Annotated in this window: 19 protein-coding genes; 12 read left to right on the top strand and 7 right to left on the bottom strand. The window is 74.8% G+C overall.

What is annotated here, in order from left to right; translation table 11 throughout:
* Window positions 1–148: 148 nt before the first annotated feature.
* Window positions 149–1,369, bottom strand: coding sequence for a glycosyltransferase (locus ACFXMG_RS05495; RefSeq protein ID WP_383824734.1), 1,221 nt, complete (start codon window positions 1,367–1,369; stop codon window positions 149–151).
* Window positions 1,370–1,427: 58 nt separating this feature from the next.
* Between ACFXMG_RS05495 and ACFXMG_RS05490 the strand changes: the two genes are divergently transcribed.
* From ACFXMG_RS05490 to ACFXMG_RS05465, 6 genes are all read left to right on the top strand, one after another.
* Window positions 1,428–2,225, top strand: coding sequence for a glutamate racemase (locus ACFXMG_RS05490; protein WP_383824736.1), 798 nt, complete (start codon window positions 1,428–1,430; stop codon window positions 2,223–2,225).
* Window positions 2,226–2,317: 92 nt separating this feature from the next.
* Window positions 2,318–2,878, top strand: a complete 561-nt coding sequence (locus tag ACFXMG_RS05485; RefSeq protein WP_383824739.1) for a hypothetical protein — start codon at window positions 2,318–2,320, stop codon at window positions 2,876–2,878.
* 116 nt (window positions 2,879–2,994) lie between these two features.
* On the top strand, window positions 2,995–4,608 hold the full coding sequence (lnt, locus tag ACFXMG_RS05480; RefSeq protein ID WP_383824742.1) for an apolipoprotein N-acyltransferase: 1,614 nt from the start codon (window positions 2,995–2,997) through the stop codon (window positions 4,606–4,608).
* Between the two features lie 40 nt (window positions 4,609–4,648).
* Window positions 4,649–5,131, top strand: coding sequence for an NUDIX domain-containing protein (locus tag ACFXMG_RS05475; RefSeq protein WP_383824745.1), 483 nt, complete (start codon window positions 4,649–4,651; stop codon window positions 5,129–5,131).
* Between the two features lie 55 nt (window positions 5,132–5,186).
* Complete coding sequence (locus ACFXMG_RS05470; RefSeq protein ID WP_383824748.1) at window positions 5,187–6,053, top strand: 3-hydroxybutyrate dehydrogenase; 867 nt, start codon at window positions 5,187–5,189, stop codon at window positions 6,051–6,053.
* An 85-nt stretch (window positions 6,054–6,138) separates the two neighbouring features.
* Window positions 6,139–8,025 carry a helix-turn-helix domain-containing protein gene (locus ACFXMG_RS05465; protein WP_383824751.1) on the top strand — a complete coding sequence of 629 codons (1,887 nt, stop codon included), beginning with the start codon at window positions 6,139–6,141 and terminating at the stop codon, window positions 8,023–8,025.
* Between the two features lie 64 nt (window positions 8,026–8,089).
* Here the strand turns inward: ACFXMG_RS05465 and ACFXMG_RS05460 are convergent, their stop codons facing one another.
* On the bottom strand, window positions 8,090–9,457 hold the full coding sequence (locus tag ACFXMG_RS05460; protein ID WP_383824755.1) for an MFS transporter: 1,368 nt from the start codon (window positions 9,455–9,457) through the stop codon (window positions 8,090–8,092).
* Window positions 9,458–9,763: 306 nt separating this feature from the next.
* On the opposite strand from ACFXMG_RS05460, the gene ACFXMG_RS05455 reads away from it, so the two are divergent.
* The 4 genes from ACFXMG_RS05455 (at window position 9,764) to ACFXMG_RS05440 (ending at window position 15,644) form a co-directional block, all read left to right on the top strand.
* Complete coding sequence (locus tag ACFXMG_RS05455) at window positions 9,764–11,530, top strand: CoA transferase (protein WP_383824758.1); 1,767 nt, start codon at window positions 9,764–9,766, stop codon at window positions 11,528–11,530.
* Between the two features lie 334 nt (window positions 11,531–11,864).
* Window positions 11,865–13,586 carry a class I adenylate-forming enzyme family protein gene (locus ACFXMG_RS05450; RefSeq protein WP_383824761.1) on the top strand — a complete coding sequence of 574 codons (1,722 nt, stop codon included), beginning with the start codon at window positions 11,865–11,867 and terminating at the stop codon, window positions 13,584–13,586.
* Window positions 13,587–13,746: 160 nt separating this feature from the next.
* Window positions 13,747–15,003: a nucleotide sugar dehydrogenase gene (locus ACFXMG_RS05445; protein ID WP_383824764.1), complete on the top strand. Its 1,257-nt coding sequence runs from the start codon at window positions 13,747–13,749 to the stop codon at window positions 15,001–15,003.
* Between the two features lie 116 nt (window positions 15,004–15,119).
* Window positions 15,120–15,644, top strand: a complete 525-nt coding sequence (locus ACFXMG_RS05440; RefSeq protein WP_383824767.1) for an EF-hand domain-containing protein — start codon at window positions 15,120–15,122, stop codon at window positions 15,642–15,644.
* A gap of 74 nt (window positions 15,645–15,718) precedes the next feature.
* Here ACFXMG_RS05440 and ACFXMG_RS05435 read toward each other — a convergent pair whose 3' ends face one another.
* The 5 genes from ACFXMG_RS05435 to ACFXMG_RS05415 are packed head-to-tail and all read right to left on the bottom strand — an operon-like array spanning window position 15,719 to window position 21,608.
* The gene (locus ACFXMG_RS05435; RefSeq protein WP_383824770.1) at window positions 15,719–16,171 is read right to left on the bottom strand and encodes a DUF6917 domain-containing protein; all 453 of its coding nucleotides are present in this window, start codon (window positions 16,169–16,171) and stop codon (window positions 15,719–15,721) included.
* Window positions 16,168–17,184 carry a Gfo/Idh/MocA family protein gene (locus tag ACFXMG_RS05430; RefSeq protein WP_383824773.1) on the bottom strand — a complete coding sequence of 339 codons (1,017 nt, stop codon included), beginning with the start codon at window positions 17,182–17,184 and terminating at the stop codon, window positions 16,168–16,170. The genes ACFXMG_RS05435 and ACFXMG_RS05430 overlap by 4 nt, the downstream gene beginning before the upstream one ends.
* The gene (locus ACFXMG_RS05425) at window positions 17,181–18,332 is read right to left on the bottom strand and encodes an Ldh family oxidoreductase (protein ID WP_383824776.1); all 1,152 of its coding nucleotides are present in this window, start codon (window positions 18,330–18,332) and stop codon (window positions 17,181–17,183) included. Before ACFXMG_RS05425 ends, ACFXMG_RS05430 begins: the two co-directional genes overlap by 4 nt.
* A complete protein-coding gene (locus ACFXMG_RS05420; protein ID WP_383824779.1) occupies window positions 18,329–20,587 on the bottom strand; it encodes a M20/M25/M40 family metallo-hydrolase in 2,259 nt (752 codons plus the stop codon). Before ACFXMG_RS05420 ends, ACFXMG_RS05425 begins: the two co-directional genes overlap by 4 nt.
* Entirely contained in the window at window positions 20,571–21,608 is a 1,038-nt protein-coding gene (locus ACFXMG_RS05415; RefSeq protein WP_383824782.1) for a Gfo/Idh/MocA family protein, read from the bottom strand. The genes ACFXMG_RS05420 and ACFXMG_RS05415 overlap by 17 nt, the downstream gene beginning before the upstream one ends.
* 335 nt (window positions 21,609–21,943) lie before the next feature.
* Between ACFXMG_RS05415 and ACFXMG_RS05410 the strand changes: the two genes are divergently transcribed.
* Entirely contained in the window at window positions 21,944–23,026 is a 1,083-nt protein-coding gene (locus ACFXMG_RS05410) for a DegT/DnrJ/EryC1/StrS family aminotransferase (protein WP_383824785.1), read from the top strand.
* A complete protein-coding gene (locus ACFXMG_RS05405) occupies window positions 23,023–24,198 on the top strand; it encodes a DegT/DnrJ/EryC1/StrS family aminotransferase (protein WP_383824788.1) in 1,176 nt (391 codons plus the stop codon). Before ACFXMG_RS05410 ends, ACFXMG_RS05405 begins: the two co-directional genes overlap by 4 nt.
* Window positions 24,199–24,200: the final 2 nt, after the last annotated feature.

Raw genomic sequence — 24,200 nt, 5'->3', positions numbered from 1 at the left:
TCGGGCCGGTCGGTGCCCACCCTCCCCTCCGGTATGAAGAACAGATAAAGAAAAGGCGACCGGAAGGAGTGAAAGAAGTGATCTTGGGTACGTCGATTCGTCAATCCGACGCCCCGGGGCGAGTTGTACACGCGCCGAATTCGCCGCGTTACTCCCCGTGTCGGGAAGCGAATTCCCCGCCCCCCGCCGCCCGGCTTCCCGAGTAGACCCGCCCCTTCCAGGCCCCGCCGCGCCCACGGTAGTGCCGTACCGCCGAATCCACCGTCATCACCAGATAGAGGAAGGCCGTGCACGGCAGCAGCGGCGCCGTCCACACCGGCTGACGGTAGTAGCGGAGCATCGGTACGTACGTCCCCGTCATCACGGCCCAGGCCGCCCCGCCCGCCCACGCGGCCGCCGCGTCCCCGCCCGCGAGCCCCGCCACCAGCGCGGCGGGCGGCACCAGATAGACCAGCACCAGACCGGCGACCGTCCCGAGCAGCAGCACCGGGTGGTACCGGAGCTGGGCGTACGCGCTCCGCGTCACCATCCGCCACAGCTCCCCGAGCCCCGGATACGGACGCACCGAGTCGACCCGCTCCGCGAGCCCCAGCCAGATCCGGCCACCGGCCGCCCGCACCGCCCGCGCCAGCGACACGTCGTCGATCACCGCCGCGCGGATCACGTCAGGAACCCCGGCCGCCACGGCCGTCTCCGTCCGCAGCAGCACACACCCCCCGGCCGCCGCCGTCGCGCGCGGCCGCTCGGCGTTGATCCAGCGGAACGGGTAGAGCTGGGCGAAGAAGTAGACGAAGGCCGGGACCATCAGCCGCTCCCAGAAGCTCGCCACCCGCAGCCGCGCCATCTGCGAGACGAGGTCCCGGCCGTCGTCCAGCGCCGCCGCCACCAGCCGGCGCAGGCTGTCGGGCTCGTGGGCGATGTCCGCGTCCGTGAGGAGCAGGAACTGCGGCCCACGCGCGCGTGCCAGCTCCATCCCGTGCCGCAGCGCCCACAGCTTCCCCGTCCACCCCGGTCCGGGCTCACCCGGCGACACCACCGTCAGAGGCAGCCCGCCGTGACGCGCCGCCAGCTCACCGGCCAGCGCCCCCGTCCCGTCCGTGCTCCCGTCGTCGACGAGGATCACCTCGGCCCGCCCCGGATAGTCCTGGGCCAGCAGCGAGGGCAGACTCAGCGGCAGCACCCCGGCCTCGTCCCGCGCGGGCACCACCACCACGACACCCGGCCACTCCTCCTCCGCCGCCCCCACGCGCGCGTGGCCCCCGCCGGCCCTCGGCAGACGCTGGTCCGTGCGCCAGAAGAAGCCCTGGCCGAGCAGCAGCCAGACCCAGACGGCCAGGGAGGCGGACGCGAACCAGGCGAGGGTGCTCATTTGCCGCAGTCTGCCCCAGAAAGCCGGGGATGCAGGGCCCATCGGCTAGGGTGACCGGGTGAAGATCGCGCTCATGGACTCCGGGATCGGCCTCCTCGCGGCGGCCGCCGCGGTGCGCCGGCTCCGCCCGGACGCCGAGCTGCTGCTCTCCAACGACCCCGACGGCATGCCGTGGGGACCGCGTACCCCCGAGGACCTCACCGGACGCGCCCTCGGCGTGGCCCGCGCCGCCGCCGCCCACCGGCCCGACGCGCTGATCGTGGCCTGCAACACCGCCAGCGTCCACGCGCTCCCCGCCCTGCGCGCCGCCCTCGAACCGGCCGTCCCGGTCATCGGCACCGTCCCCGCGATCAAGCCGGCCGCCGCGGCCGGCGGCAAGGTCGCCATCTGGGCGACCCCCGCCACCACCGGCAGCCCCTACCAGCGCGGGCTCATCCGGGAGTTCGCCGCGGGCGCCGAGATCACCGAGGTGCCCTGCCCCGGCCTCGCCGACGCCGTCGAGCAGGCCGACCCCGAGGCCATCGACCGGACCGTCGCCGCCGCCGCCGCGCTCACCCCGCCCGACATCCGCGCCCTCGTCCTCGGCTGCACCCACTACGAACTCGTCGAGGACCGCATCCTCGCCGCCCTGGCCCCCCGCCGCCGCCCCGGGCTGCCGCCGGTCGTCTTCCACGGCTCCGCCGACGCCGTCGCCGCCCAGGCCCTGCGCCGCGTCGGCGCCGAACCGGCCCCCGCCGCGGCGCCGACCGGCACCCTCTCCGTCCTGCTCAGCGGCCGCCCCGGCCCCCTCCCGGCCGCCGCCCTCGCCTACGAGGCGGGACGACTCCTGGCCGCCGCCCCGGCCCCCTCCCTCTGAACCCTCATGAGCTCCCTAAGGCGTCGCTCCGGGTAGCCGCATGACTCCGCTCCGTCGCGCTGAAATGGACATATCCGGGTAATCTTTCCGGTATGAGGAAGGAATCCCGGCACGAGCGCACCAGCGGGCACCCCACCGCCGTCTGGACCGGCCGCGCGACCAACCGCTTCCAGTGGATCGCCGCCGTCGCCGGCGCCGCCTTCATGGCGCTCGGGATCACCCTCGCCGTCGAATCCCCCTGGACCTCCGGCATCGCCGCCCTCGCCATGGCCGTCTTCGGCTGCGTCGCCGCCGGACTCCTCGTCCTCTTCGGCACCCTCGCCTTCGTCCACGTGGAGGTCCGCGTCGACGACCGGGCCATGGAGGTCCGCTGCGGCCACATCGGCGTCCCGCGCCGCACCATCCCGCTCACCGAGGTCGTCGACGCCGACTACGCCCCCCGGGTCAACCCCCGCCACTGGGGAGGCTGGGGCTACCGCTGGCGCCCCGACCGGGGCACCGCCGTCGTCGTCCGCCGGGGCGAGGGCCTGGTGCTGCGCCTCGCCGACGGGCGGACCTTCACCGTCACCGTCGACGGCGCCGAGGGAGCCGTCGACTCGATCCGCGGCCACCTCCGCCACCCGGCCCCGCCCACGACCCCCGCCGGAACCTGACCGGCACGCGCGCGTACGGATGACGGATGGCACGGGCACGCGGACCCCGGCACGGGCCCCGGCCCCGCACCGTGCCGGACCAGGGGTCAACAGGCTCGCCCCGTACACTCCGCAGGGTGAGCGCCACCATCACCCCCGAGGCGGCCGGAGCCGCCGACGACGCCTCCGCGACCGACGACCCGCCGCGCCGCTTCGCGCGGGCCGCGCGGTTCGTCCGCCCCGGAACGGCCCTGCTCTCCGGTGTCCTGCTCTACCTGAGCTTCCCGCCGAGGCCCCTGTGGTGGCTCGCGCTGCCCGCCTTCGCGCTCCTCGGCTGGAGCCTGTACGGGCGCCGCCTCCGCGCGGGCTTCGGCCTCGGCTACCTCGCCGGCCTCGGCTTCCTCCTGCCGCTCCTCGTGTGGACCGGCGAAGAGGTCGGCGCGGTGCCGTGGCTGGCCCTCGCGGCCATCGAGGCCCTCTTCGTCGCCGCCGTCGGACTCGGCATCGCCGCCGTCTCCCGGCTGCCCTGGTGGCCGGTCTTCGCCGCCGGGGTGTGGATCCTCGGCGAGGCGGCACGCGCGCGCGTGCCCTTCGGCGGCTTCCCCTGGGGCAAGATCGCCTTCGGCCAGGCCGACGGCGTGTTCCTCCCCCTCGCCGCCGTCGGCGGCACCCCGGTGCTCGGCTTCGCCGTCGCCCTGTGCGGCTTCGGCCTCTACGAGGCGGTCCGTCTGGTCCGGCTCCACCGCGAGACCGGCGCGGTCCCGCGCGGGCCGCTCGCCGCCGCCGCGCTCTCCGTCCTCGTCCCCGTCACCGGCGCCTTCGCCGCCCTGCCGCTGGTCAGCGACGCCCCCGAGGACGGCACCGCCACCGTCGCCGCCATCCAGGGCAACGTGCCGCGCCTCGGTCTCGATTTCAACTCCCAGCGCCGCCAGGTCCTCGACAACCACGCCGCCCGCACCCGCGAGCTCGCCGCGGAGGTGAAGGCCGGGACGAAGCCCCAGCCGGACTTCGTGCTGTGGCCGGAGAACTCCTCCGACATCGACCCCTACGCCAACCCCGACGCCGCCGCCGTCATCGAGGGCGCCGTCGAGGCCGTCAAGGCCCCCACGGTCATCGGCGCCGTGATCGCCCCGCCCACCGGCAAGCTCCGCAACACCCTCATCCAGTGGGAACCCGGCCGCGGCCCCGTCGCCACCTACGACAAGCGGCACGTCCAGCCCTTCGGCGAGTACATCCCCATGCGGTCGGTCGTCCGCCTCTTCAACAGCAACGTGGACCGCGTCGCCCGCGACTTCGGCCCCGGCAGCGAGGTCGGCGTCTTCGACCTCGCCGGCACCAAGGTCGGCCTCGCCACCTGCTACGAGGCCGCCTTCGACTGGGCCGTCCGCGACACCGTCACCCACGGGGCGCAGCTGATCACCGTGCCGAGCAACAACGCCACCTTCGGCCGCAGCGAGATGACCTACCAGCAGCTCGCCATGTCCCGCGTGCGGGCCGTGGAGCACAGCCGCTCCGTCGTCGTCCCGGTCACCAGCGGCGTCAGCGCGGTGATCCGCCCGGACGGCGAGATCGTCTCCCGTACCGCCATGTTCACCCCCGACTACCTGGTCGAGGAGGTCCCCCTGCGCTCCAGCCAGACCCCCGCGACCCGGCTCGGCACCCTCCCGGAGGCCCTGCTCGCCGCCGTGGCGGCCGCCGGGCTCGGCTGGGCCGCGGCCCGTGCCGTACGGGCCCGCCGCGCGCGGTCCTGATCCCGGGGCCCGCCCGGAAAGATGATCTAGGGTCGAGCGCATGGCTACCCCTGACTTCATCCGAGAACTGCGCAAGACGGCCGGGCACCAGCTCCTCTTCCTGCCCGGGGTCAGCGCCGTCGTCTTCGACGACCGGGGCAGGGTCCTGCTGGGCCGCCGTGCCGACAACGGGGCGTGGGCCGTCATCGGCGGCATCGTCGAGCCTGGCGAGCAGCCCGCGGACTGCGCGGTCCGCGAGGTCGAGGAGGAGACCGGGGTCCGGTGCGTGCCCGAGCGGGTCCTCCTGGTCGAGACCCTGCGCAAGCCGGTCGTCTACGGCAACGGCGACATCTGCCAGTACATGGACGTGGCCTTCGCCTGCCGGGCCGTCGGCGGCGAGGCCCGCGTCAACGACGACGAGTCGATCGACGTCGGCTGGTTCGAGGTCGACGCCCTCCCCGAGATGAAGCGTTTCTCCATGCGGCGGATCGAGACGGCGCTCGCCGAGGGACCCACATGGTTCCGCACCACACAGAGCGGCTGAAGTATGGGCCGGACACACATCGGTGAGGTCCCGGCCCCTTCATAGGGTGCGGAGCATGAGCGCCCCCCTCACCGCCGTCGGCACCCCCGCGACCGGTACCGAAACGACCGGCACCGCCGCCTCCTCCGACCCGGCCGGGCTGCCGCGCCCGGCGGCCGTCGCCCTCGACCTCAGCGGCCGCACCGCGCTCGTCACCGGCGCGGCCGGCGGCATCGGGAGCGCCTGCGCCCTGCGGCTCGCGCGGGCGGGCGCCCGGGTCAGAGCCGTCGACCGGTCCGCAGAGGGCCTGGAGGAACTCGCCGCCCGTGCCGACGGCCTCCCGGGCGCCGTCGAACCCCGGCTCCTGGACCTCACCGACCTGGACGCGGCCGAGGAGGCCGCGGCCGGCGCCGACATCCTCGTCAACAACGCCGGCATCCAGCTCGTCCGCCCCCTCGAGACCTTCCCGCCCGAGGTCTTCCACACCGTCCTCACCGTGATGCTGGAGGCCCCCTTCCGGCTCATCCGGGGCGCCCTGCCCCACATGTACGCCCAGGGCTGGGGCCGCATCGTCAACCTCTCCTCCGTGCACGGGCTGCGCGCCTCCGCCTTCAAGTCGGCGTACGTGGCCGCCAAGCACGGCCTGGAAGGGCTCTCCAAGACCGCCGCCCTGGAAGGCGCCCCGCACGGCGTCACCTCCAACTGCGTCAGCCCCGGATACGTCCGCACCCCGCTCGTCGAGCGGCAGGTCGCCGACCAGGCGGCCGCCCACGGCATCCCCGAGGAACGCGTCCTCACCGAGGTCATGCTCAAGGACTCCGCGCTCAAGCGGCTCGTCGAACCCGAGGAGGTCGCCGAGGCCGTCCTCTACCTCTGCACCCCGCAGGCGTCCTTCATCACCGGCTCCTCCCTCACCCTCGACGGCGGCTGGACCGCGCACTAGCCGGCGCCGCCCCCGGCGCGAGTTGTCCACAGGAGTCGTCCACAGGGGTGGTGCGACCACACGTGCGCCAGGTATCCCTGTGTCCATGTCCCACGAACACGTCTCCTATCTGGAACTCCTCGCCCGGGGAGCCGCCACGGAGGCATACGACCGGCCCGTGCTCCTCGCCCGTGCGAGCGGCGCGGGCCCCGAGGCGCTGGCCGGGCTGGAGGAGGCCAAGCAGCTCGCCCTGCGCGTCCGCGCCGAGCTGGAGGGCCGGCGGCGGCGCGAGGCCGAGCTGTCCGCCCTCTTCGCCACGGCCCACGACCTCGCGGGACTCCGCGACCTCGACGCCGTCCTGCGCGCCATCGTCCAGCGCGCCCGCGCCCTCCTCGGCACCGAGGTCTCCTACCTCAGCCTCAACGACCCGGTGGCCGGCGACACCTACATGCGGGTCACCGAGGGCTCCGTCTCCGCCCGCTTCCAGCAGGTCCGGCTGGGCATGGGCGAAGGACTCGGCGGGCTCGTCGCACAGACCGCCCGCCCGTACGTCACCGACGACTACTTCGGCGACGCGCGCTTCCAGCACACCCGCACCATCGACACCGCGGTCCGCGACGAGGGCCTGGTCGCGATCCTCGGCGTGCCCCTCACCCTCGGCAGCCAGGTCATCGGCGTCCTCTTCGCCGCCGACCGCCGCGCCAGGGTCTTCGAGCGCGAGCAGGTCGCCCTCCTCGGCTCCTTCGCCGCCCACGCGGCCGTCGCCATCGACACCGCCAACCTGCTCGCCGAGACCCGCACCGCCCTCGCCGAGCTGGAGCGGGCCAACGACATCATCCGCGAGCACAGCGCCGTCATCGAGCGCGCCGCCGAGGTCCACGACCGGCTCTCCGAGCTGGTGCTGCGCGGCGGCGGCGTCCACGACGTCGCCGAGGCCGTCTCCGAGGTCCTCGGCGGCACCGTCGAGTTCACCGAGACCACCGACGGCGCCGCCCGCCGCTCCGGCGGACACGCGGTCCGCGACGGCGACGACTGGGTCGCCGCCGTCTCCGCCGGAGGCGAGCACCTGGGCGCGCTGGTCCTGCGCGGCCGCGCCCACCTCGACCCCGTCGACCTCCGCACCCTGGAGCGCGCCGCGCTCGTCACCTCCCTGCTCCTGCTCGCCCGCCGCTCCGCGGGCGAGGCCGAGCAGCGCGTCCGGGGCGAACTGCTCGACGACCTCCTCGACACCCCCGACCGCGACCGCCGCGTCCTGCGCGAGCGCGCCGCCCGCCTCCGCACCGACAGCGACGCGCCCCACGTGGTGCTCGCCGCCCGCATCGACCGGGCGGGCCCCGCCGCCGAGGCGCCCGGCCGGGAGAGCGCCGACCGGCAGCGCCTGTGGTCCGCCGCCTCCCACCTGGCCGCCACCCGCAGCGGCCTCGCCTCCGCCCGCGACGGGGGTACGGTCCTCCTGCTGCCGCTGGGCCCCGGCGAGGACGCCGCCGAACTCGCCCGCCAGACCGCCCGCCACCTCGGCGGCACCGTGCGCGAACCCGTCACCGTCGGCGCCTCCGCGCCGGTACGGGCACCGCTCGACCACCCGGACCAGGTGGCCGGCGCCTACGAGGAGGCCCGCCGCTGCCTCGACGCGCTCGGGCTGCTGCACCGCGCGGGGGAGGGCGCGGCGGCCGAGGACCTGGGCTTCCTCGGCCTGCTGCTCGCCGACGGGCGCGACATCGGCGGCTTCGTGGACCGCACGATAGGCCAGGTCGTCGCGTACGACGGCCGCCGCGGCACCGACCTGGTGCGCACCCTGGACGCCTACTTCGCCAGCGGCATGAGCCCGGCCCGTACCAAGGACGACCTGCACGTCCACGTCAACACCGTGGCCCAGCGGCTGGAGCGGGTGGGCCGGCTCCTCGGCCCGGACTGGCAGTCGCCGTCCCGCGCCCTGGAGATCCAGCTGGCGCTCCGCCTGCACGCCCTGTCCTCGGCCGTCTCCCGCGCCTGACACGGCGAAGGCCCCGCGCCCCCCTCCCGGGGCGCGGGGCCGGATCTCCGCTCGCGGGCGAGGGTCAGGCGTCGGCGCCGACGGGGGCCTTCGCGGCGCTCGGCTCGTCGGCCTCGGACAGGTCGGCGTTGCGGGTCTCCTTGGCGCAGGCGATGGCCACGATCGTGAGCAGCGCGGCGGCGATCACGTACAGGGCGATCGGGGTCGAGCTGCCGTGGTCGGCGAGGAGCGCGGTCGCGATCAGCGGAGCCGGGGCACCGGCCGCGACGGAGGAGAACTGGGCGCCGATCGAGGCACCGGAGTAGCGCACCCGGGTCGCGAACATCTCGGAGAAGAACGCGGCCTGCGGGGCGTACATCGCGCCGTGCAGGACCAGACCGACGGTCACGGCGAGCAGCAGGCTGCCGAAGGAACCCCGGTCGATGAGGGTGAAGAAGGGGAACATCCAGGCGCCGACGCCGACAGCGCCGATCAGGTACACCGGGCGGCGGCCGATCCGGTCGGAGAGCGCGCCCCAGAGCGGGATGACGGCGAAGTGCACGGCGGAGCCGATGAGGACGGCGTTGAGCGCGGTCTGCTTGGAGAGGCCGACGGAGGTGGTCGCGTAGACGAGGATGAAGGCGGTGATGACGTAGTAGGAGATGTTCTCCGCCATGCGGGCGCCCATCGCGATGAGGACGTCCTTCCAGTGGTGGCGCAGCACGGCGACGAGCGGCATCTTCTCGACCGCCGCGTCGGCCGCCTTGCGCTCCTCGGCGGCGGCGAGCGCCGCCTTGAAGACCGGGGACTCGTCGACGGAGAGCCGGATCCACAGACCGACCATCACCAGCACCCCGGAGAGCAGGAACGGGATCCGCCAGCCCCACGAGGTGAACGCGGACTCGGACATCAGCGCGGTCAGCGCCGACAGCACACCGGTCGCGAGCAGCTGGCCGGCCGGGGCGCCGGTCTGCGGCCACGACGCCCAGAAGCCGCGCCGCTTGGCGTCGCCGTGCTCCGACACCAGCAGCACGGCCCCGCCCCACTCGCCGCCGAGCGCGAAGCCCTGCACCAGCCGCAGCGCCGTGAGCAGCAGCGGAGCGGCCGACCCCACCGTCGCGTGGGTCGGCAGCAGACCGATCGCGAAGGTCGCCCCGCCCATCAGCAGCAGGCTCAGCACCAGCAGCTTCTTCCGCCCGAGCCGGTCCCCGTAGTGCCCGAACACCAGCGCGCCGAGCGGCCGGGCGGCGAACCCGACGGCGTAGGTGAGGAAGGAGAGCAGCGTGCCGACGAGCGGATCCGACTCGGGGAAGAACAGCTTGTTGAACATGAGCGCCGCGGCGGAGCCATATAGGAAGAAGTCGTACCACTCGATCGTGGTGCCGATCAGGCTGGCGGCGACGATGCGCTTCAGCGATCCGGGCGGCGTCGGAGCGGTTCTTGCGGCGGCCATGTGCACCACTTCCAGGCAGGTACGGGGGACGTTCCGGTGTCGCCACACCGTAGAAACACGCAGGTCACCGGCGTATGTGGTGGGACACCATAGTTCCGGTCCGCGTGATGCGCGGGGCCACCATGCGAGGCCGCCCCCGGCCCCGGAGCGCGCCCGGACAGCCTTGCGAGCGCTGCCACTTGGGGATGAAGCGGTGCCGACGCCGTGCCCCCGGCCGCCCTCCCGCTGTTCTCACCCGGAGGAAAGATCGTTTCGAGCGGGGAGAGGGACGGCGATGCGTCGAGGCGGGGAAGGCGGTCGGCGTACGTGAGCCTGTCCGAGGAGGCCGGGACCAGGGCGCCGTCCGCGCCGGCCCGTACCGCCCGCACGGTGGCCGAGGAACTGATCGGCCGCACGCTCGCCGCCCTGCCCGGCGGCCCTGTCGACCGCCCCTCGTGGACCGTCGGCGGCGCCGGACCCGTCGGCATCGACGCGGGCGACGAGCGCGCCGCCCAGGCCGCCTGCGGCGTCATGCACGTGCACGGCCGCGCCACCGGAGCCCCCGCCCCCCTCGCCGCGGAGTACGTCTCCACCGTGACCGGCGTCCTCGCCGCACAGGGCGTCACGGCGTCCCTGCTCGCCCGCGCCCAGGGCCGCCCCCCGCTGCGCACCGGCACCTCCCTCGCCCAGGGCGCGCTCCTCACCGTCACCCAGTACCTCGCCGCCGCCACCGCCCCGGACGACGACCCGCCGCCGCCCGGGAGCCCCACCGGGCTCGCGACGCTCGTCACCGCCGACGGCGCCCGCGTCGAGATCGAGACGCTCGACCCCACGGCCTGGGCCGGATTCTGGACCCGATTAGGGGTGCCGCCCCGCACGGCCGGACGCGGCTGGCTGCCCTTCCAGTCCCGCTTCGGCACGGCGGTCTGCCCCCTGCCCCCGGAACTCCCCGCCGCCATCCTGGCCCACCCCCTGGAAGCCGTACGCCACGCAGGAGCCACGCACGGCGTGTCGGTCGTCGCGGTGGGGGAGACGCCGACGCCGCCACCCGGCCTCGCCCCCTGGACCCTCGAACCCGCCCACGCCGGCCACCGCCCCTTCGCGCCGACGCCCGCGACCGTGCCCCTCGGGGACGTACTGCCGCTGGCCGGCGTCCGCGTCGTCGAGTCGGCCCGCCGCGTCCAGGGGCCCATGGCCGGACACGTCCTGCGGATGCTCGGCGCCGACGTCGTTCGGGTCGAACCCCCCGGCGGGGACCCCCAGCGCGCCCTGCCCCCGGTCGCCGGAGGCTGCTCTGTCCGCTTCTCCGCGCTCAACCACGGCAAGACCGTCGTCGAGGCCGACCTCACCACCCGGCAGGGCCGGGACACCGTCGGCGAGCTGGCCTCCCGCGCCGACGTCTTCCTGCACAACTGGGCCCCCGGCAAGGACCGCGCGCTCGGCCTGGACGCCGACGCGCTGCACGCCCTCAACCCCCGCCTCGTGTACGCCTCCGCCTCCGGCTTCGGCACCGCCCTCGGCCCCGTCCCGCCGATCGGCACCGACTACCTCGCCCAGGTGCACGGCGGCCTCGCCGCCGCCCTCCGCCCCGCGGGCGAGCCACCGGCCCCCTCCCTGATGACCGTCACCGACGTCCTCGGCGGACTGGTCCTCGCCCAGGCCGTACTCGCCGGACTCCTCGCCCGGCAGCGGACCCACCGGGGCTGCCGGGCCGAGTCCTCGCTGCTCTCCGCGGCCGCCCTGGTCCCCCGCCCCGACCGGCGCGTCACCCTCTCCCCGCTCGACCACCCGCTGCCCACCGCCGACGGCCTGCTCTACCTGGGCGCCGAAGCGCGGTCCAGGCCCGGCGAGGTCGCCCGGACGATCGGCGCCCCCGACGCCGCCACGGTGGGGGAGCGGCTCAGGAGCCGTACGACGGACGCGTGGCTGGCCGAACTCCGGGCGGCGGGACTGCCGTCCGTCGCCGTCCGCACCGACCTGGCCGCCCTCGCCGCCGACCCCGCCTTCGCCCGGGCCGTCCTCCCGCCGGACGAGCACCTGCCGTACGCCCGCCCCGCCTCGCCCTGGACCTTCACCGAGGAGCCCTCCGCATGAGGCGACCCGCCCCGCGAGGCCGCCGCCCCTCGCCGCGCGAGGCCGGGCACCCCGTCCCGGGCCGAAGGCCGATACCCGGACGACGGGCGACCGCGTCCGCGTCCGCGACGCCGACCGCGTCCGCGTCCGCCCGTCCGCTCTGACGGAACCCGCCGGCCCCCGCCTCACGACGCCGCCGTGAGGCCGAGGACCACCCCTGCCCCGACCCCCGGGGCACGGGTGCGCCTCCACGAGCCCACGGGCCCCCGCCCACACCCCCGCACCTCCACCCCGCACCCCGGGTGAGCCCGCGCTGCGCGCGGCCCGCCCCGTCCGACCCCGAAGGCGGAACCCGATGACCGCGACGTACGACACCGCGCGGGAGGCCCCCTGGCGCTCCCGGAACGGTCTGGAGCTGCCCGACCGGGTGCCGCGCGCCGACCGCAAGGCGTGGGAGGCCCGGGGCCTGTGCCCCGACGCGGACCTCTTCACCCTCTTCCGCAGGAACGCCCTGGCCTTCCCGGACCGCGAGGCCGTCGTGGACGGACGGGGCACCCTCACCTACGGCGAGCTGTACGCCGAAGTGCTCCGCGTCGCGGCCCTGTTCGCGGAGGCGGGGCTCGGCGCCCGGGACGTGATCGCGCTCCGGCTGCCCAACGAACGCCTCGCCGTGGCCGCGGAGTTGGCCGTCTACGCCCTCGGCGCGGTCGCCCTGCCCTATCCGCTCGGCGGAGGCGTCCGGGACACCCGTACGCTCCTGGCCCGGTCCAGGGCGGCCGGAGCCGTCCTCAGCGCACCCGAGGACATCGAGGCGGCCGCCGAACTCCCGTGGTTGCGGGCCCTGTTCGCGACGACGCCCGACGCGCCCGCGCACGTACGCCGGCTCGACGGCGCCACGCCCGGTGGGGCGTTCCGGCCGGCCGGACTTCCTGCCGAAGCCACCGCCCCGGCGCGGCTGCTCGTGTCCTCCGGGTCCGAGACCGAGCCGAAGATGGTCGCCTACAGCCACCAGGCCATGGCCGGCGGCCGGGCCGCGTACGCGCGGGCGCTCACCGGCTTCCCGGCCGAACCGCCACGTCTTCTCGTCCTCGTCCCGCTGGCCTCCTCATACGGCTCGCTGGGCGTCCCGGTCGCGCTCGCCGCGCTCGGGGCGACCCTGATCGTGCGCGAGCGCTTCGACGCCCGCGAGGCGCTCCGGGCGGTGGTCGACCACCGGCCCACCCACGTCTTTGGGGTGCCGACCATGCTGCGGCGGATGGCCGACCTCCCCCGGCTGTCGGGCGAGGACACCTCGTGCCTGCGGGCCGTCGTCTCCAGCGGCGCCGCGCTGCCCGCCTCCACCGCGACCGCCTGCCGCGAACGCTTCGGCGTGCCGGTCGTCACCGTGTACGGCTCCTCGGACGGCGTCAACTGTCACACCGTCACTCCGTCCGGGGACAGCGCGGGCACTCCCGACCCGGCCGTGGCCGCCTTCCGGATCGTCCGGTCCGACGGCACTCCCGCCGCCACCGGGGAGCCGGGCGAGATCCAGGCCAAGGGCCCCATGACACCGCTCTGTTACGCGGGCGCCCCCGAACTCGACGCCCGCTACCGCACCTCCACCGGCTGGGTCCGCTCCGGCGACCTCGGCGTCCTGGACGCGGCGGGGCGGCTGAGAGTGCTCGGCCGGCTCAAGAACGTGGTGATCCGCGGCGGTTACACCATCAGTCCGGCCGAGGTGGAGAACGAGCTCGGCGCCGACCCCCGCATCGCCGAGGCCGTGTGCGTGCCCGTGCCGGACGAGGAGTTCGGGGAGCGGCTGTGCGCGTGCGTACGGCCCGTCCCGGGAGCGCCCGCGCCGCTCCTGGGCGCCGTGACCGCGTTCCTCGAAGCCCGGGGACTGGAGCGGCGCAAGCTCCCCGAGTACCTGCTGGTGCTCGACCGGGTCCCGCTGCGCCCCACCGGGAAGGTCTGCCGCCGCACCCTCGCCGCGTGGGCCGAGGCCGCCCTGGGCGCCACCGCGCGGCCCGGCGCGACGGTCCGCGTGAACACAGAGGCAGACGATTTCACTCATGCGGGGGAAAGAGCGGATAAATAGCGCGGAAGCCCAGAATTGCATGCAATCCTGTTACTGCAAACGGAATTTCTGATTCAACTTCCTTCGCGGTGTGCGTACTCGACAGCCGTCCACGGCCCGTCGTCGCTTCGACCGACGAGGTCCGAACGCGAGGAGAAGCAGCGGAATCATGGGGGGACGCATGTTCACAGAAGTCGCCGTGGTCGGTCTCGGCTACGTCGGCCTCCCGCTGGCCCGCCGGGCCTGCGAGGCGGGGCTGGCGACCGTCGGCTACGACATCGCCGCCGACGTCGTCGAGGGGCTGGACCGGGGGCACTCCCACATCGAGGACATCCCCGACGAGGACATCGAGGCGATGCGCGCCGCCGGCTTCCGGGCCGGCACCGACCCCGCGATCCTCTCCGGCGCCCACACCGTCGTCATCTGCGTGCCCACCGGACTCACCGCGTCCGGCGAACCGGACCTGTCCTCGCTGACCTCGGCGGTCCGCACCGTCGCCCGCCACCTGGAACCCGGCGTGCTGGTCTGCGTCGAGTCCACCAGCCACCCGGGCACCACGGAGGAGATCGTCCGGCCCCTCCTCGAAGCGCACGGACTGCGCGTCGGCGAGGACTTCCACCTGGCGTACTCCCCCGAGCGCATCGACCCCGGCAACCGCCGCTACAGCCTGCGCACCACGCCCAAGGTCGTCAGCGGCTGTACGAAGCTCTGCGCCAAGCACGCCACCGCCTTCTACGAACGGCTCGTGGACGAGGTCGTCGTCGCCGCCGGGACCCGGGAGGCGGAGATGGCCAAGCTCCTGGAGAACGCCTACCGGTACGTCAACATCGCCCTCGTCGACGAGGTCGCCGTCTACTGCGACCGGGTCGGCATCGACATCTGGGACGTGCTGCGCTGCGCGAACACCAAACCCTTCGGGTTCTCGGCGTTCCGCCCCGGCCCCGGCGTCGGCGGGCACTGCATCCCCGTCGACCCCCGCTACCTGATGACCCACGCCGCCGAACAGGGCTTCACCTTCCACACCCTGGGCGCCGCCCGCGCCGTCCTCGACGCGATGCCCGACCACGTCGCCGGCCGCGCCCGCGACCTGCTCGTCGCCGCCGGGAAGGACCCCGCCGAGGCCCGCGTGACCCTGCTCGGCGTCGCCTACAAGGCCGACATCTCCGACACCAGGGAGTCACCCGCCTACGCCGTGGCCCGCGCGCTCGGGGCCCTCGGCACCCGGCTCACCTACCACGACCCGTACGTCGGACGCTTCGAGGTGGACGGCGTCCCCGTCCCCCGGCAGCGCTCCCGCGAACAGGCCCTCACCGGCAGCGATCTGGTGGTGCTTCTCCAGGAGCACGCCGAGTACCGCTCCGCCGACTGGGACTCCGCCGCCTGCCCCGTCCTGGACACCCGGGGCACGGCGGAGGGCCGACGCGTGGTGCGGCTCTGACGCCGCGCCACGCCCCACAGACCTCCGGCCCGGCCGCGTACGCGCCACGGGCCGCGGGAAAGGCCGCCCGGACACCCGTCCGGACGGCACACATGAAGAAATAAGGAGAACACCTCATGACCATCGCCCAGGAGCGTCTGTCGAAGCGTTTCGACAAGTGGGACGTGAACGGTGACGGCGTGCTGGAGACCTCGGACTTCGTCACCGAGGCCGCCAACATCGCCACCGCCTTCGGCCAGACCCCCGAGTCGGCGAAGGGCTCCCAGCTGCGAGACGGCTTCATCGCGATGTTCGAGCTCCTCGCCGACAAGGCGGGCGCCCCGGCGCAGGGCCCGATCAACCGCGCGCAGTTCCTCCAGGCCGCCGGTGAGGTCGTCGACGGTGGCGCCGCCACCTTCAACCCGGTCCTCGGCCCGGTCACCAAGGGCATCGTCGCCCTCGCGGACAGCGACGGCGACGGCGTCATCGACGAGGCCGAGTTCGCCGTCTGGCTGAAGGCGGTCGGCGTCAGCGAGAAGGAGGGCCGCTCGGCCTTCCAGCAGATCGACACCGACGGCAGCGGCACGCTGTCCGAGGACGAGCTGCTGACCGCGGTGCGTCGCTTCCACACCGGTGAGCTCGACGTCGAACTCCTCGGCTGAGCCCTCACCTCCGGTGAAAGCGGCTGGCCGGCACCCCTCAGGGGGAGCCGGCCGGCCTTTCCGTGCGGGCGCGCCTAGTCGGCCGGCGCGAAGACCACCTCGGTCTCCGGCGCCAGCGCCAGCGACCGGCCGGTCAGCAGCCGGGGCGCGTGGATCACGATGTTGTAGTGATTGGGCAGATGGCAGCCGTCGAAGCCGAGCACGGCGCCGACCGGCTCCCCGCCGATCAGCACCGTGTCGCCCCGGTCGAGGACACCGCCGTTCTCCAGCTCCACGAACCCGAGGAAGCCGACCCGGTCCACCCGGGAACCCGGCACGTCGCTCCACCGGTCGGTCGTCAGCAGCTCGTGCACCTCGCCCCGGCGCACACAGCGGGCCGCGAACGGCTCCAGGGTCATGCCCCGGTCCGTCCGCTCGTGCAGCAGCACCTTGACCAGGGTCCCGCGCACCGCGCGCTTGGCGCCGTTCTCGTGCCGGCCGGCGTCGAGCGAGGACGGGGAGGGAGCGGGGGAGGGGATGGCGGTCATCGGGGCTCCGGTCGGGGGGTGAGGTGCGGTTCCCGGGCGGCGCGCGGTGCCGGGAGGCCGGGCGTGGCCTCCGCCGCGTAGACGGCGGCGACCAGTTCGAGCGCGGCCAGGCCGCCGTCGACGGCCCGGGACGGGTCGGGCAGGTCACGGAGCCCGGCGACGTCGCGCAGGACGCCCTCGTACTCGTGCCACAGCGACTCCTTGAAGGCGGGGCGGCCGTCTAGCATGTCCGCCGACAGCTCGGTGCCGTCGTCGAGCCGTACCACCACGTCCTTGACCTCACCCGGGTACGACCAGTCCAGCTCCACGAGGCCCCGGCCGCCCGGACCGGCCAGCTCGATCACGGCCTGGCGGTCGGTCCCGGCCGCGTCCCGGGTCACGTCCACGGCGACGACCTCCGAAGGGGTCTCGCCGAGCAACAGGCGCACCAGGTCGAAGGCGTTCGGGCCGTTGTCCGCGACGCAGCCGCCGCCGCAGCGGGCCGGGTCCAGGTACCAGGTGTCCGCGCCGATGTGCTCCTCGATCCGCTCCAGGTACCGCACCCGTACGGACTCCACCCGCACCGGCGCGTCCGGCGCGGGCAGCCGGCGCAGCAGGGAGAGGACCTGGTCGTTGTAGCGGCGGTGGAAGGCCGTGAACACCGGGACGCCGTACCTGCGGGACAGCGCGGCCAGGCGCCGCCCGTCCGCCGCGTCCAGGGCGAGGGGCTTCTCCACGCAGACCGGGACACCGGCCCGCAGCGCATCCGCGCACACCTCGGCGTGCGCGTGGTTGGGCACGGCGACGACCAGGGCGTCCAGCGGACCGGCGGCGAGCAGTTCCCGGTGGTCGGTGTGGCAGGCGACCCGGCCCCGGAACGGGGCCAGGGCCTCCTCGCGCAGGTCGCAGACGGCGGCCAGCTCCCACTCGGGCATCCGCTCGGCGGCGGCCAGGTAGAAGCGGGAGATCACGCCGAGCCCGGCGATGCCCAGACGGAGCGGTCGCGGAGGTGCCTGCCCGGCGGTCGGCGTCATCGGTCGTCCTCCGGGGCGATCGGGAGCCGGAGGCCGAGGGCGGTCAGTTCGGCGTGGAGCGTGGCCGAGAGCGGGACGCCGGACGCGCGCCGCTGCTCGGCGCGTTCGCCCTCCGGGTGGCCGGGATAGCAGACCGGTCCCTGGCCCGGCAGCGGAGGACAGTCCAGGACCGTGCCGAACATCTCGCGGGCGTCGCCGTCGAAGCCGTCGCGGAGCGCGCCGGGAGCGATGGCCAGGACGAGGAAGCCGATGTCGTCGTCGCTGCCGCCCGGTCGGCCGTCGCCCTCCAGGGCGGCGGGGTTGGGGCCGGTGGCGGCTCCGGGCAGCACGGCGGCCAGCAGCTCCACCGCGAGGCCCAGCCCGAACCCCTTGAAGGCGCCGGTGGCGGGGGTGCCGCCGAGCCAGCCCAGCCACGCCTCGCCCCGGTCGTACGCGGCGGCGTCCCGCACCGGGCGCCCGGCGTCGTCGGTGAGCCAGCCCTCCGGGGCCTCCCGCCCGTCCCGGGCGGCCGTGCGGACGCGGCCGGTCGGGACGACGGTGGTGCTCATGTCCAGGACGAACGGGCGCCCCTCCAGCGCCGGGGCCGCCACGCTCAGCGGGTTGGTCCCCAGCAGGGCGGCGGCGCCGAGCGGCGGCCGGGCGATGCGCTGGCCGCCGCAGTTGGAGGCCACCACGCCGATCATGCCCCGGTCGGCGGCGCGCTTCGCGTGGACGCCCGCGCAGCCGAAGTGGGTGGCGCCCCGTACGGACACGAGCCCGATGCCGCTGCGCGCCGCGCGCTCGATCGCGAGGTCCATCGCCTCGGAGGCGGCCCACAGGCCGAGCGCCCGGCGGTGGTCCAGGACCACGCAGGCTCCCAGGTCGCGCAGGACGAGCGGTTCGGCGACGGGATCGGCGCCGCCGGACTCCAGGAGCGGCCGGTAGAGGCGGCCCAGGTTGAACACGCCGTGCGAGTCCATGCCGGTCAGGTCGCCGTAGCAGAGCGCCTCGGCGGCGAGCCGGGCCCGGGCCTCGGGGACTCCGAGCCGGGCGAAACAGGCGGCGGTCTCGTCGAGCAGCGTCCCGTACGCGACGGTCACCTGCCTCCCGTCTCCGGGCTCCGGGCCGGCGCTCCGGGGTGCGGCGCCGTCGGACAGCGTGGACGTCATGCGGTTCCTGCTTTCTCGGTAGGTACCGGTAAGGGGCGGTGCTCCGCTCCGTACCGGACGTCTTCGGCGAAGACGGTCAACAGCGCGGCCGTACGGGCCGCGAACGCTTCGAGGTCGGCCAGGTCGACGAACTCGCCCGCCGCGTGGGCCCGGTTGGCGTCCAGCGAGCCGGGTCCGAACACGGTGGTGAAGGCGGACTCGACGCCGTCCAACCAGATCGCGTCACAGGTGAACCCCGGCTCGTCGTCGGGCCACCGGGCGATGCCCGCCCGGGCCAACAGCTCCTCACCCCAGGAGGGTTGGGCGCCGAGCGCGGGCAGGCCGCGCTTCTCCCACTCCAGGCGGGTGATCCGGGCCGCGTCGGAGGCGGTCCGGGCGAAGAGCGGGATGCCGGAGAAGCGGGCGGTGAACTCCCGCAGCCCCTCGTCGAGGGCCCGGGCGAGCGCGCGCTCGGCGGCGGCGCCCGCCTCGGCGGTGGCGTAGGCCAGGTTCAGCAGCAGACTGCCGGTGCCGTGGACCTTGTTGTGCAGCGTGCCGGTGTGCAGCCCCGCCACGCAGACCGTGGGCGGCGGTCCGCCTGCGGGCGCCGGGCCGAGGGCGGCGGCGAGGTGCTGGGCGAGGAAGCCCAGCAGGACGGTGGCGTTGTGCCCGGCCCCGGGCCGGTCGTCGACGGCGTCCTCGCCGTCGACCGAGACGCGGGCAGTGGCGGCGGCGGTCGCGCGGGGCAGGTGGCGCAGCCCCGTCGGCTCGCAGAACACGTTGAGCCGGCCGACGTACCCCGCCTCGACGAGCGGCCGGGTGCCGAACGTGCCCAGCGCCCCGCCCTCCTCGCCCGCGACCGCCTGCACCAGCACCGTGACGTCCCGGCCGATCGCCGGGCAGCTCTCGACGGCGGCGGCGACACCGGCGAGCAGCGCCACCGCCGGACCCTTCGCGTCGACGGCACCCCTGCCGTGGAACCGGATGCCGTCGTACGTGGGGGGCTCGCCGCCCGCGACGGTGTCCAGGTGCACGTTGAACATCACTGTGCGCTCCCGGGGCCGTTCGGGCCCCAGCCGCAGCACCAGGCTCGGCTGGCTCGCCAGGAACGACGGGTCGGCGGCCGCGCGCCGGACGGGCCGCGGGGTGTCGTCGCGCAGCACCGCCTCGGGGGCGGGGGCGCCGAGGCGTACCACCTCGAAGCCGAGCCTGGCCGCCGCCGTGGCGTAGGCGTGCAGGGCGGCCGTCAGGTGGTGGGGCGCGCCGGGGGCGGTCTCCAGGGGGCCCGCGGTGGGGGTGTGCAGCAGGTGCAGCAGCAGCCCCGTGTCGACGCCCGCCGGGCGGGGCCGCGCGGGGACCCGGTCGGGGGCGGTGGCGGGGGAGGGGACGGCGGGTGAGGGGGTGGGGGACGGGGTGGGCGGCGGGGGGATGTGCAGGGCGGCCAGGCGGCGGGCCGCCCGGACGAACGGGCCTGCCGTGTCGGTGCCTTCGCCCCAGACGCCCGCGTGCGGGATCACGGCGAGGTGGGGTTCGAGGGAGTACGCGCCCCGGTAGCCGTGCTCCTCCAGCAGGCGTACGCAGTCGGCGACGCGGGCGACGCCCTCGCCGGGCAGGGTGTAGACGGCCTCGCCCGGACGGGTGCCGGGCAGCGCGTCCTTGACGTGGACGTGGGCGACGTACGGCAGCAGGCTTTCGAGGAGGGCGTGGGCGTCGTAGCCGTACGGCACCCCGTTCCCGATATCGAAGAGGACGCGCAGCGCCGGGCTGTCCACCTCGGCGAGCATCCGGAGCATGCGGGAGGCGTCGGATCCCGCCCAGCCCGCGCAGTTCTCGTGGAGGAGTTCGACGCCGAGCCGCTCCGCGCGGCGGGCCAGCCGGCGCATGCGGTCGATCGCCTCGGCCGCCCACTCCTCCTCGGGCAGTCCGCCGTCGGTCCACGACATGACGCGCAGGCTGCGGCAGCCGAGGACCCGGCCGTGTTCGGCGAGCCGGTCCAGTTCGTCCAGGTCGGCGGTGACGGGGCCGGTGACGGGGCGGGCCCAGTTGCCGATCCGGGAGTCGAGGCAGACCACCCCGAGGCCCGCCGCGTGCAGCCGTGAGGCGGCCTCGCGCACGGCCGGTGCGGACAGATCGGCGAGGGCGGTGCCGTCGAGGCTGCGCAGCTCCAGGGCGGACCAGCCCAGCTCTTGGGCGACGGCGATCTGCTCGGTCAGGCCGGGGGCGGCCTCGTCGCCGATGCCGGTGATCCGGCCGGTGAGGTCAACGGGCCGCGACACGGGGCGCCTCCTCGGACCGTTCGTCGGTGGTGGCGTTCGCGTTCGCGCAGTGGCGCTTGGCCGCGTCGAGGAGTCGGACCACGTCGGTGTGCAGGGTGAAGTCCTCCGTCCACGTGGGGTCTTCGGCCGGGGCGGTGGCGAACCGGGTGTAGGTCCGGTGCAGGAAGGCGGTCAGCGCGTCGTCCCGGAAGACCTCGCGCCGTCCGTCGACGTCGAGCTGGACGTGGTCATCGGCGTCGCTCGGGGCGAAGTGGGCGACGGCAGTGCCGTGTTCGAAGGTGAGGGCGACGCGGCGCTCCCGTACCGGTGCGGTGAGGTCGGAGTGGATGCGGGTCCGCACGCCGTTCGCGTGGAGCAGTTCGAGGAGCGCGGAGCCCAGGCCGGGGCGGACGGTCTCGCCGATCCGCAGGTCGGTCAGCCGGGCGCCGGTCGTCTCGGCCGGGCCCGCCAGCGACAGGACCAGGCCGAGGGAGTGCGGCAACTCCACGTCGAACGCCGTGGGATGCCCGTCGTCGACGCGGAGCGAGCGGGTGAAGCGCGGCTTGTGCTGGGTGACGTCGACGCGCAGCAGCCGCCCCTGCCCGCCGGAGCCGATCAGCGCCCGGAGCCGGTCGGCGAGGCCGGAGGCGGGCCAGTGTGCCACCACCGCGAGGCGCAGCCCGTACCGGGCCCGCAACTCCGCGATGGCGGCCCGCTCCTGAGGGCCGACGGCGAGCGGCTTCTCCACGATCATGTCGCGGTAGCCCGCGGCGCACAGCTCCGCGAGCACGGCGAGCCGGGTGGCGGGCGGGGTGCAGACGTGGACCACGGCGCGGTCCGGGGGCAGCAGTGCGCGGGCCGCGGCCGGCGTCGGCGTGACGGTGACGCCGTCCGGCACGGGGGCCCGTTCGCCGGGCCGGGGGTCGACGGCCACGACCGGCCCCCGCCAGAGGTCGGGCGAGCGGTCCCGGGCGGCGCGCAGGGCCCGCAGGTGCAACCCGGAGCCGGCACGGCCCAGTCCGACGATCAGGGGCTGCCTCATACGGTTGTTCCATTCGGTGATTCGGGCGGGATGCAGCGAAGAATGTCTCCGTCCCGTGCGACCCCGGTCAAGGAAATCGGAGGCATGGTCACCGGGAAGTATGAATTTCCATTGAGGATTCGTGACTCCAATCTTCGTACTGTTACGCTCGCTCGGCAGGCTTTCAGGGCGGTCATCGACCCGCCCCTCATCCCTCTCGGGCCTTTCATCCGGCCCCAGTTGACGCCGACGTCCCGTCGGCCGAGAAGAATTGTTTCCGCGTGACGCGATCCAGCATTCCCTTTTTCTCCCAGGCCAGGACGTTCGAAAAGATCTGGCCGGATCTCCGCGCCGGAGTGGACGAGATTTTCGCCGACGGCAAGTTCTCGCATTCCCGCCAGGTCGGCCGTCTGGAAAAAGCCCTCGCGCAGTACACCGGGGCCCGCCATGTGATCGGGGTGAACAGCGGGACCGACGCACTGGTCCTGCTCCTCCAGGCGTGCGGACTGCGCCCGGGGGACCGCGTCCTGGTCCCCGCGTACTCCTTCGTCGCCACCGCCAGCTCCGTCGTCCTGGCCGGCGGGCGGCCCGTCTTCACGGACATCGACCCGGACACGTACGCCATGAGCCCCGGGACCATCCGCGACGAGGCGGCGGACGGCGCCCGGTTCGTGCTGCCCGTGCACCTCTTCTCCCGCATGGCCGGCATGGCGGCGCTCTCCGCGTACGCCGCCGACCGGGGGCTGACGCTCCTGGAGGACAGCGCCGAGGGCATCGGCATGCGGCAGGACGGCGTCCACGCCGGACTCCACGGACGCGGCGGCGTGCTGTCCTTCTTCCCCAGCAAGACGCTGGGCGCGCTCGGCGACGCCGGCGCCGTCCTCACCGACGACGCGGACCTCGCCGAGCACGTGGCCGCGCTCCGGCACCACGGCCGCACCGGGCGCACCCTCGCCCACTTCCCCGGCATCTCCAACGAGACCGTGCACATCGGCCACAACAGCAAGATGGACGACCTCCAGGCCGCCGTCCTGCTCGCCAAACTGGGCGTCCTCGACGAGGACATCCGCCACCGCGCCGTCCTGGCCCGCCGCTACGACGAGGGGCTGCGGGGCTCGCCCGGCATCACCCGGCTGCCCGCCGTCACCGGCGCCCCCGACGAGGTCTTCTACGTCTACCTCATCGAGACCGACCGGCGCGACGAACTCGTCGCCCACCTCCACGACCAGGGCATCGGCACCGAGACGTACTACCCCCGGCCGCTGCACCTCCAGCCCTGCTTCGCGGAACTCGGCCACCGGCCCGGCGACTTCCCCGTCGCCGAGGCCGCCTCCCGCCGCGCCCTCGCCCTGCCGCTCTACGCCGATCTCACCGAGGCCGAGGTGGACCGCGTCTGCGCGGCCGTCCGCGCGTTCCACACCGGGAAGGTGCCCGCATGACCACCACCAGCGACCGGAGCACCGGACCCGCCACCACCCCAGGCGACCGCGTCCCTTTCTTCCCGCCCGACCTCTTCCACGAGGACCGCGACACCCTCCTGCGGCTCCTCCACGAGATCGGCACCGGAGCCGACCAGAAGTTCATCCTGGGCGACCACACCCGCCGCTTCGAGGACGCCCTGCGCGACCGCCTCGGCGCCACCGACGTCGTCGCCTGCTCCAGCGGCACCTCCGCCCTCCACCTGATCCTCACCGCCCTCGGCATCGGCCCCGGGGACGAGGTCGTCGTACCGGCCTTCGGCTGCGCCCCGCTCGCCGCCGCCGTCCTCCACGCCGGCGCCGTCCCCGTCTTCGCCGACATCGACCCGCGCACGCTCACCCTCGACCCGGCCGACGCCGAGGCCCGGATCACCGCCCGCACCAAGGCGCTGATGCCAGCCCACATGTTCTCCGTCATGGCCGACATGCCCCGCTTCACGGCCCTCGCGGCCGAGCGCGGCCTGCGGCTGATCGAGGACTCCGCCGTCGCCCAGGGAGCCGTCCTCGACGGCACCCCCGCCGGACTGTGGGGCGACGCCGGGCTGTACTCCTTCGTCCAGGTCAAGTCCTTCGGGATGCCCGGCGAGGGCGGCGCCGTCGTCACCCGGGACGCGGAGACCGGCCGCACCGTGCGGATGCTCCGCAACCACGGCCAGGACGGCGTCACGCGCGGCCTGCACCACGTGATCGGCGTCAACAGCCGCTTCGACGAGATCCAGGCCGCCTTCCAGCTGCACCGGCTCTCCGGCCTCACCGCCCGCCTCGACCGACGCGCCCGGATCGCCGCCCACTACACCGAACACCTCGCCGGCCTGCCCGGCATCACCACCCCGCCACCGGGCACCGACGGCCGCTGCTACTACGTCTACACCCTCCTCGCCGACGACCGGGACGCCCTGCGCGACCACCTCTCCGCCGAAGGCGTCGACACCCACGTCTACTACCCGAGGACCCTGCCCGAGCAGACCGCCTTCGCCCCCGTCGCCGCCGGCCGGCCGGGACCCGGCCTGCCGCACGCCCAGGACGCCGCCCGCCGCCACCTCTCCCTGCCGGTCCACCACCGGCTCAGCGACGCCCAGGTCGAGCACGTCACCGACGCCGTCCGCGCCCACGCCCTGCGTATCCGCCGGTGACC

This window comes from Streptomyces sp. NPDC059201 (genome assembly GCF_042754585.1).
Taxonomy (GTDB): Bacteria; Actinomycetota; Actinomycetes; order Streptomycetales; family Streptomycetaceae; genus Streptomyces.
The sequence above is the reverse complement of the archived record's forward strand: the minus strand, read 5'-3'. Positions and strand labels throughout refer to the sequence as shown.

What these genes read in the sequence shown, in the direction of transcription:
- ACFXMG_RS05425 (WP_383824776.1), bottom strand. Translation starts at nt 18,332, where the DNA reads ATGACGTCCACGCTGTCCGACGGCGCCGCACCCCGGAGCGCCGGCCCG.
- ACFXMG_RS05435 (WP_383824770.1), bottom strand. Translation starts at nt 16,171, where the DNA reads ATGACCGCCATCCCCTCCCCCGCTCCCTCCCCGTCCTCGCTCGACGCC.
- ACFXMG_RS05470 (WP_383824748.1), top strand. Translation starts at nt 5,187, where the DNA reads ATGAGCGCCCCCCTCACCGCCGTCGGCACCCCCGCGACCGGTACCGAA.
- ACFXMG_RS05460 (WP_383824755.1), bottom strand. Translation starts at nt 9,457, where the DNA reads ATGGCCGCCGCAAGAACCGCTCCGACGCCGCCCGGATCGCTGAAGCGC.
- ACFXMG_RS05415 (WP_383824782.1), bottom strand. Translation starts at nt 21,608, where the DNA reads ATGAGGCAGCCCCTGATCGTCGGACTGGGCCGTGCCGGCTCCGGGTTG.
- ACFXMG_RS05440 (WP_383824767.1), top strand. Translation starts at nt 15,120, where the DNA reads ATGACCATCGCCCAGGAGCGTCTGTCGAAGCGTTTCGACAAGTGGGAC.
- ACFXMG_RS05485 (WP_383824739.1), top strand. Translation starts at nt 2,318, where the DNA reads ATGAGGAAGGAATCCCGGCACGAGCGCACCAGCGGGCACCCCACCGCC.
- ACFXMG_RS05465 (WP_383824751.1), top strand. Translation starts at nt 6,139, where the DNA reads ATGTCCCACGAACACGTCTCCTATCTGGAACTCCTCGCCCGGGGAGCC.
- ACFXMG_RS05450 (WP_383824761.1), top strand. Translation starts at nt 11,865, where the DNA reads ATGACCGCGACGTACGACACCGCGCGGGAGGCCCCCTGGCGCTCCCGG.
- ACFXMG_RS05475 (WP_383824745.1), top strand. Translation starts at nt 4,649, where the DNA reads ATGGCTACCCCTGACTTCATCCGAGAACTGCGCAAGACGGCCGGGCAC.
- ACFXMG_RS05430 (WP_383824773.1), bottom strand. Translation starts at nt 17,184, where the DNA reads ATGACGCCGACCGCCGGGCAGGCACCTCCGCGACCGCTCCGTCTGGGC.
- ACFXMG_RS05405 (WP_383824788.1), top strand. Translation starts at nt 23,023, where the DNA reads ATGACCACCACCAGCGACCGGAGCACCGGACCCGCCACCACCCCAGGC.
- ACFXMG_RS05445 (WP_383824764.1), top strand. Translation starts at nt 13,747, where the DNA reads ATGTTCACAGAAGTCGCCGTGGTCGGTCTCGGCTACGTCGGCCTCCCG.
- ACFXMG_RS05495 (WP_383824734.1), bottom strand. Translation starts at nt 1,369, where the DNA reads ATGAGCACCCTCGCCTGGTTCGCGTCCGCCTCCCTGGCCGTCTGGGTC.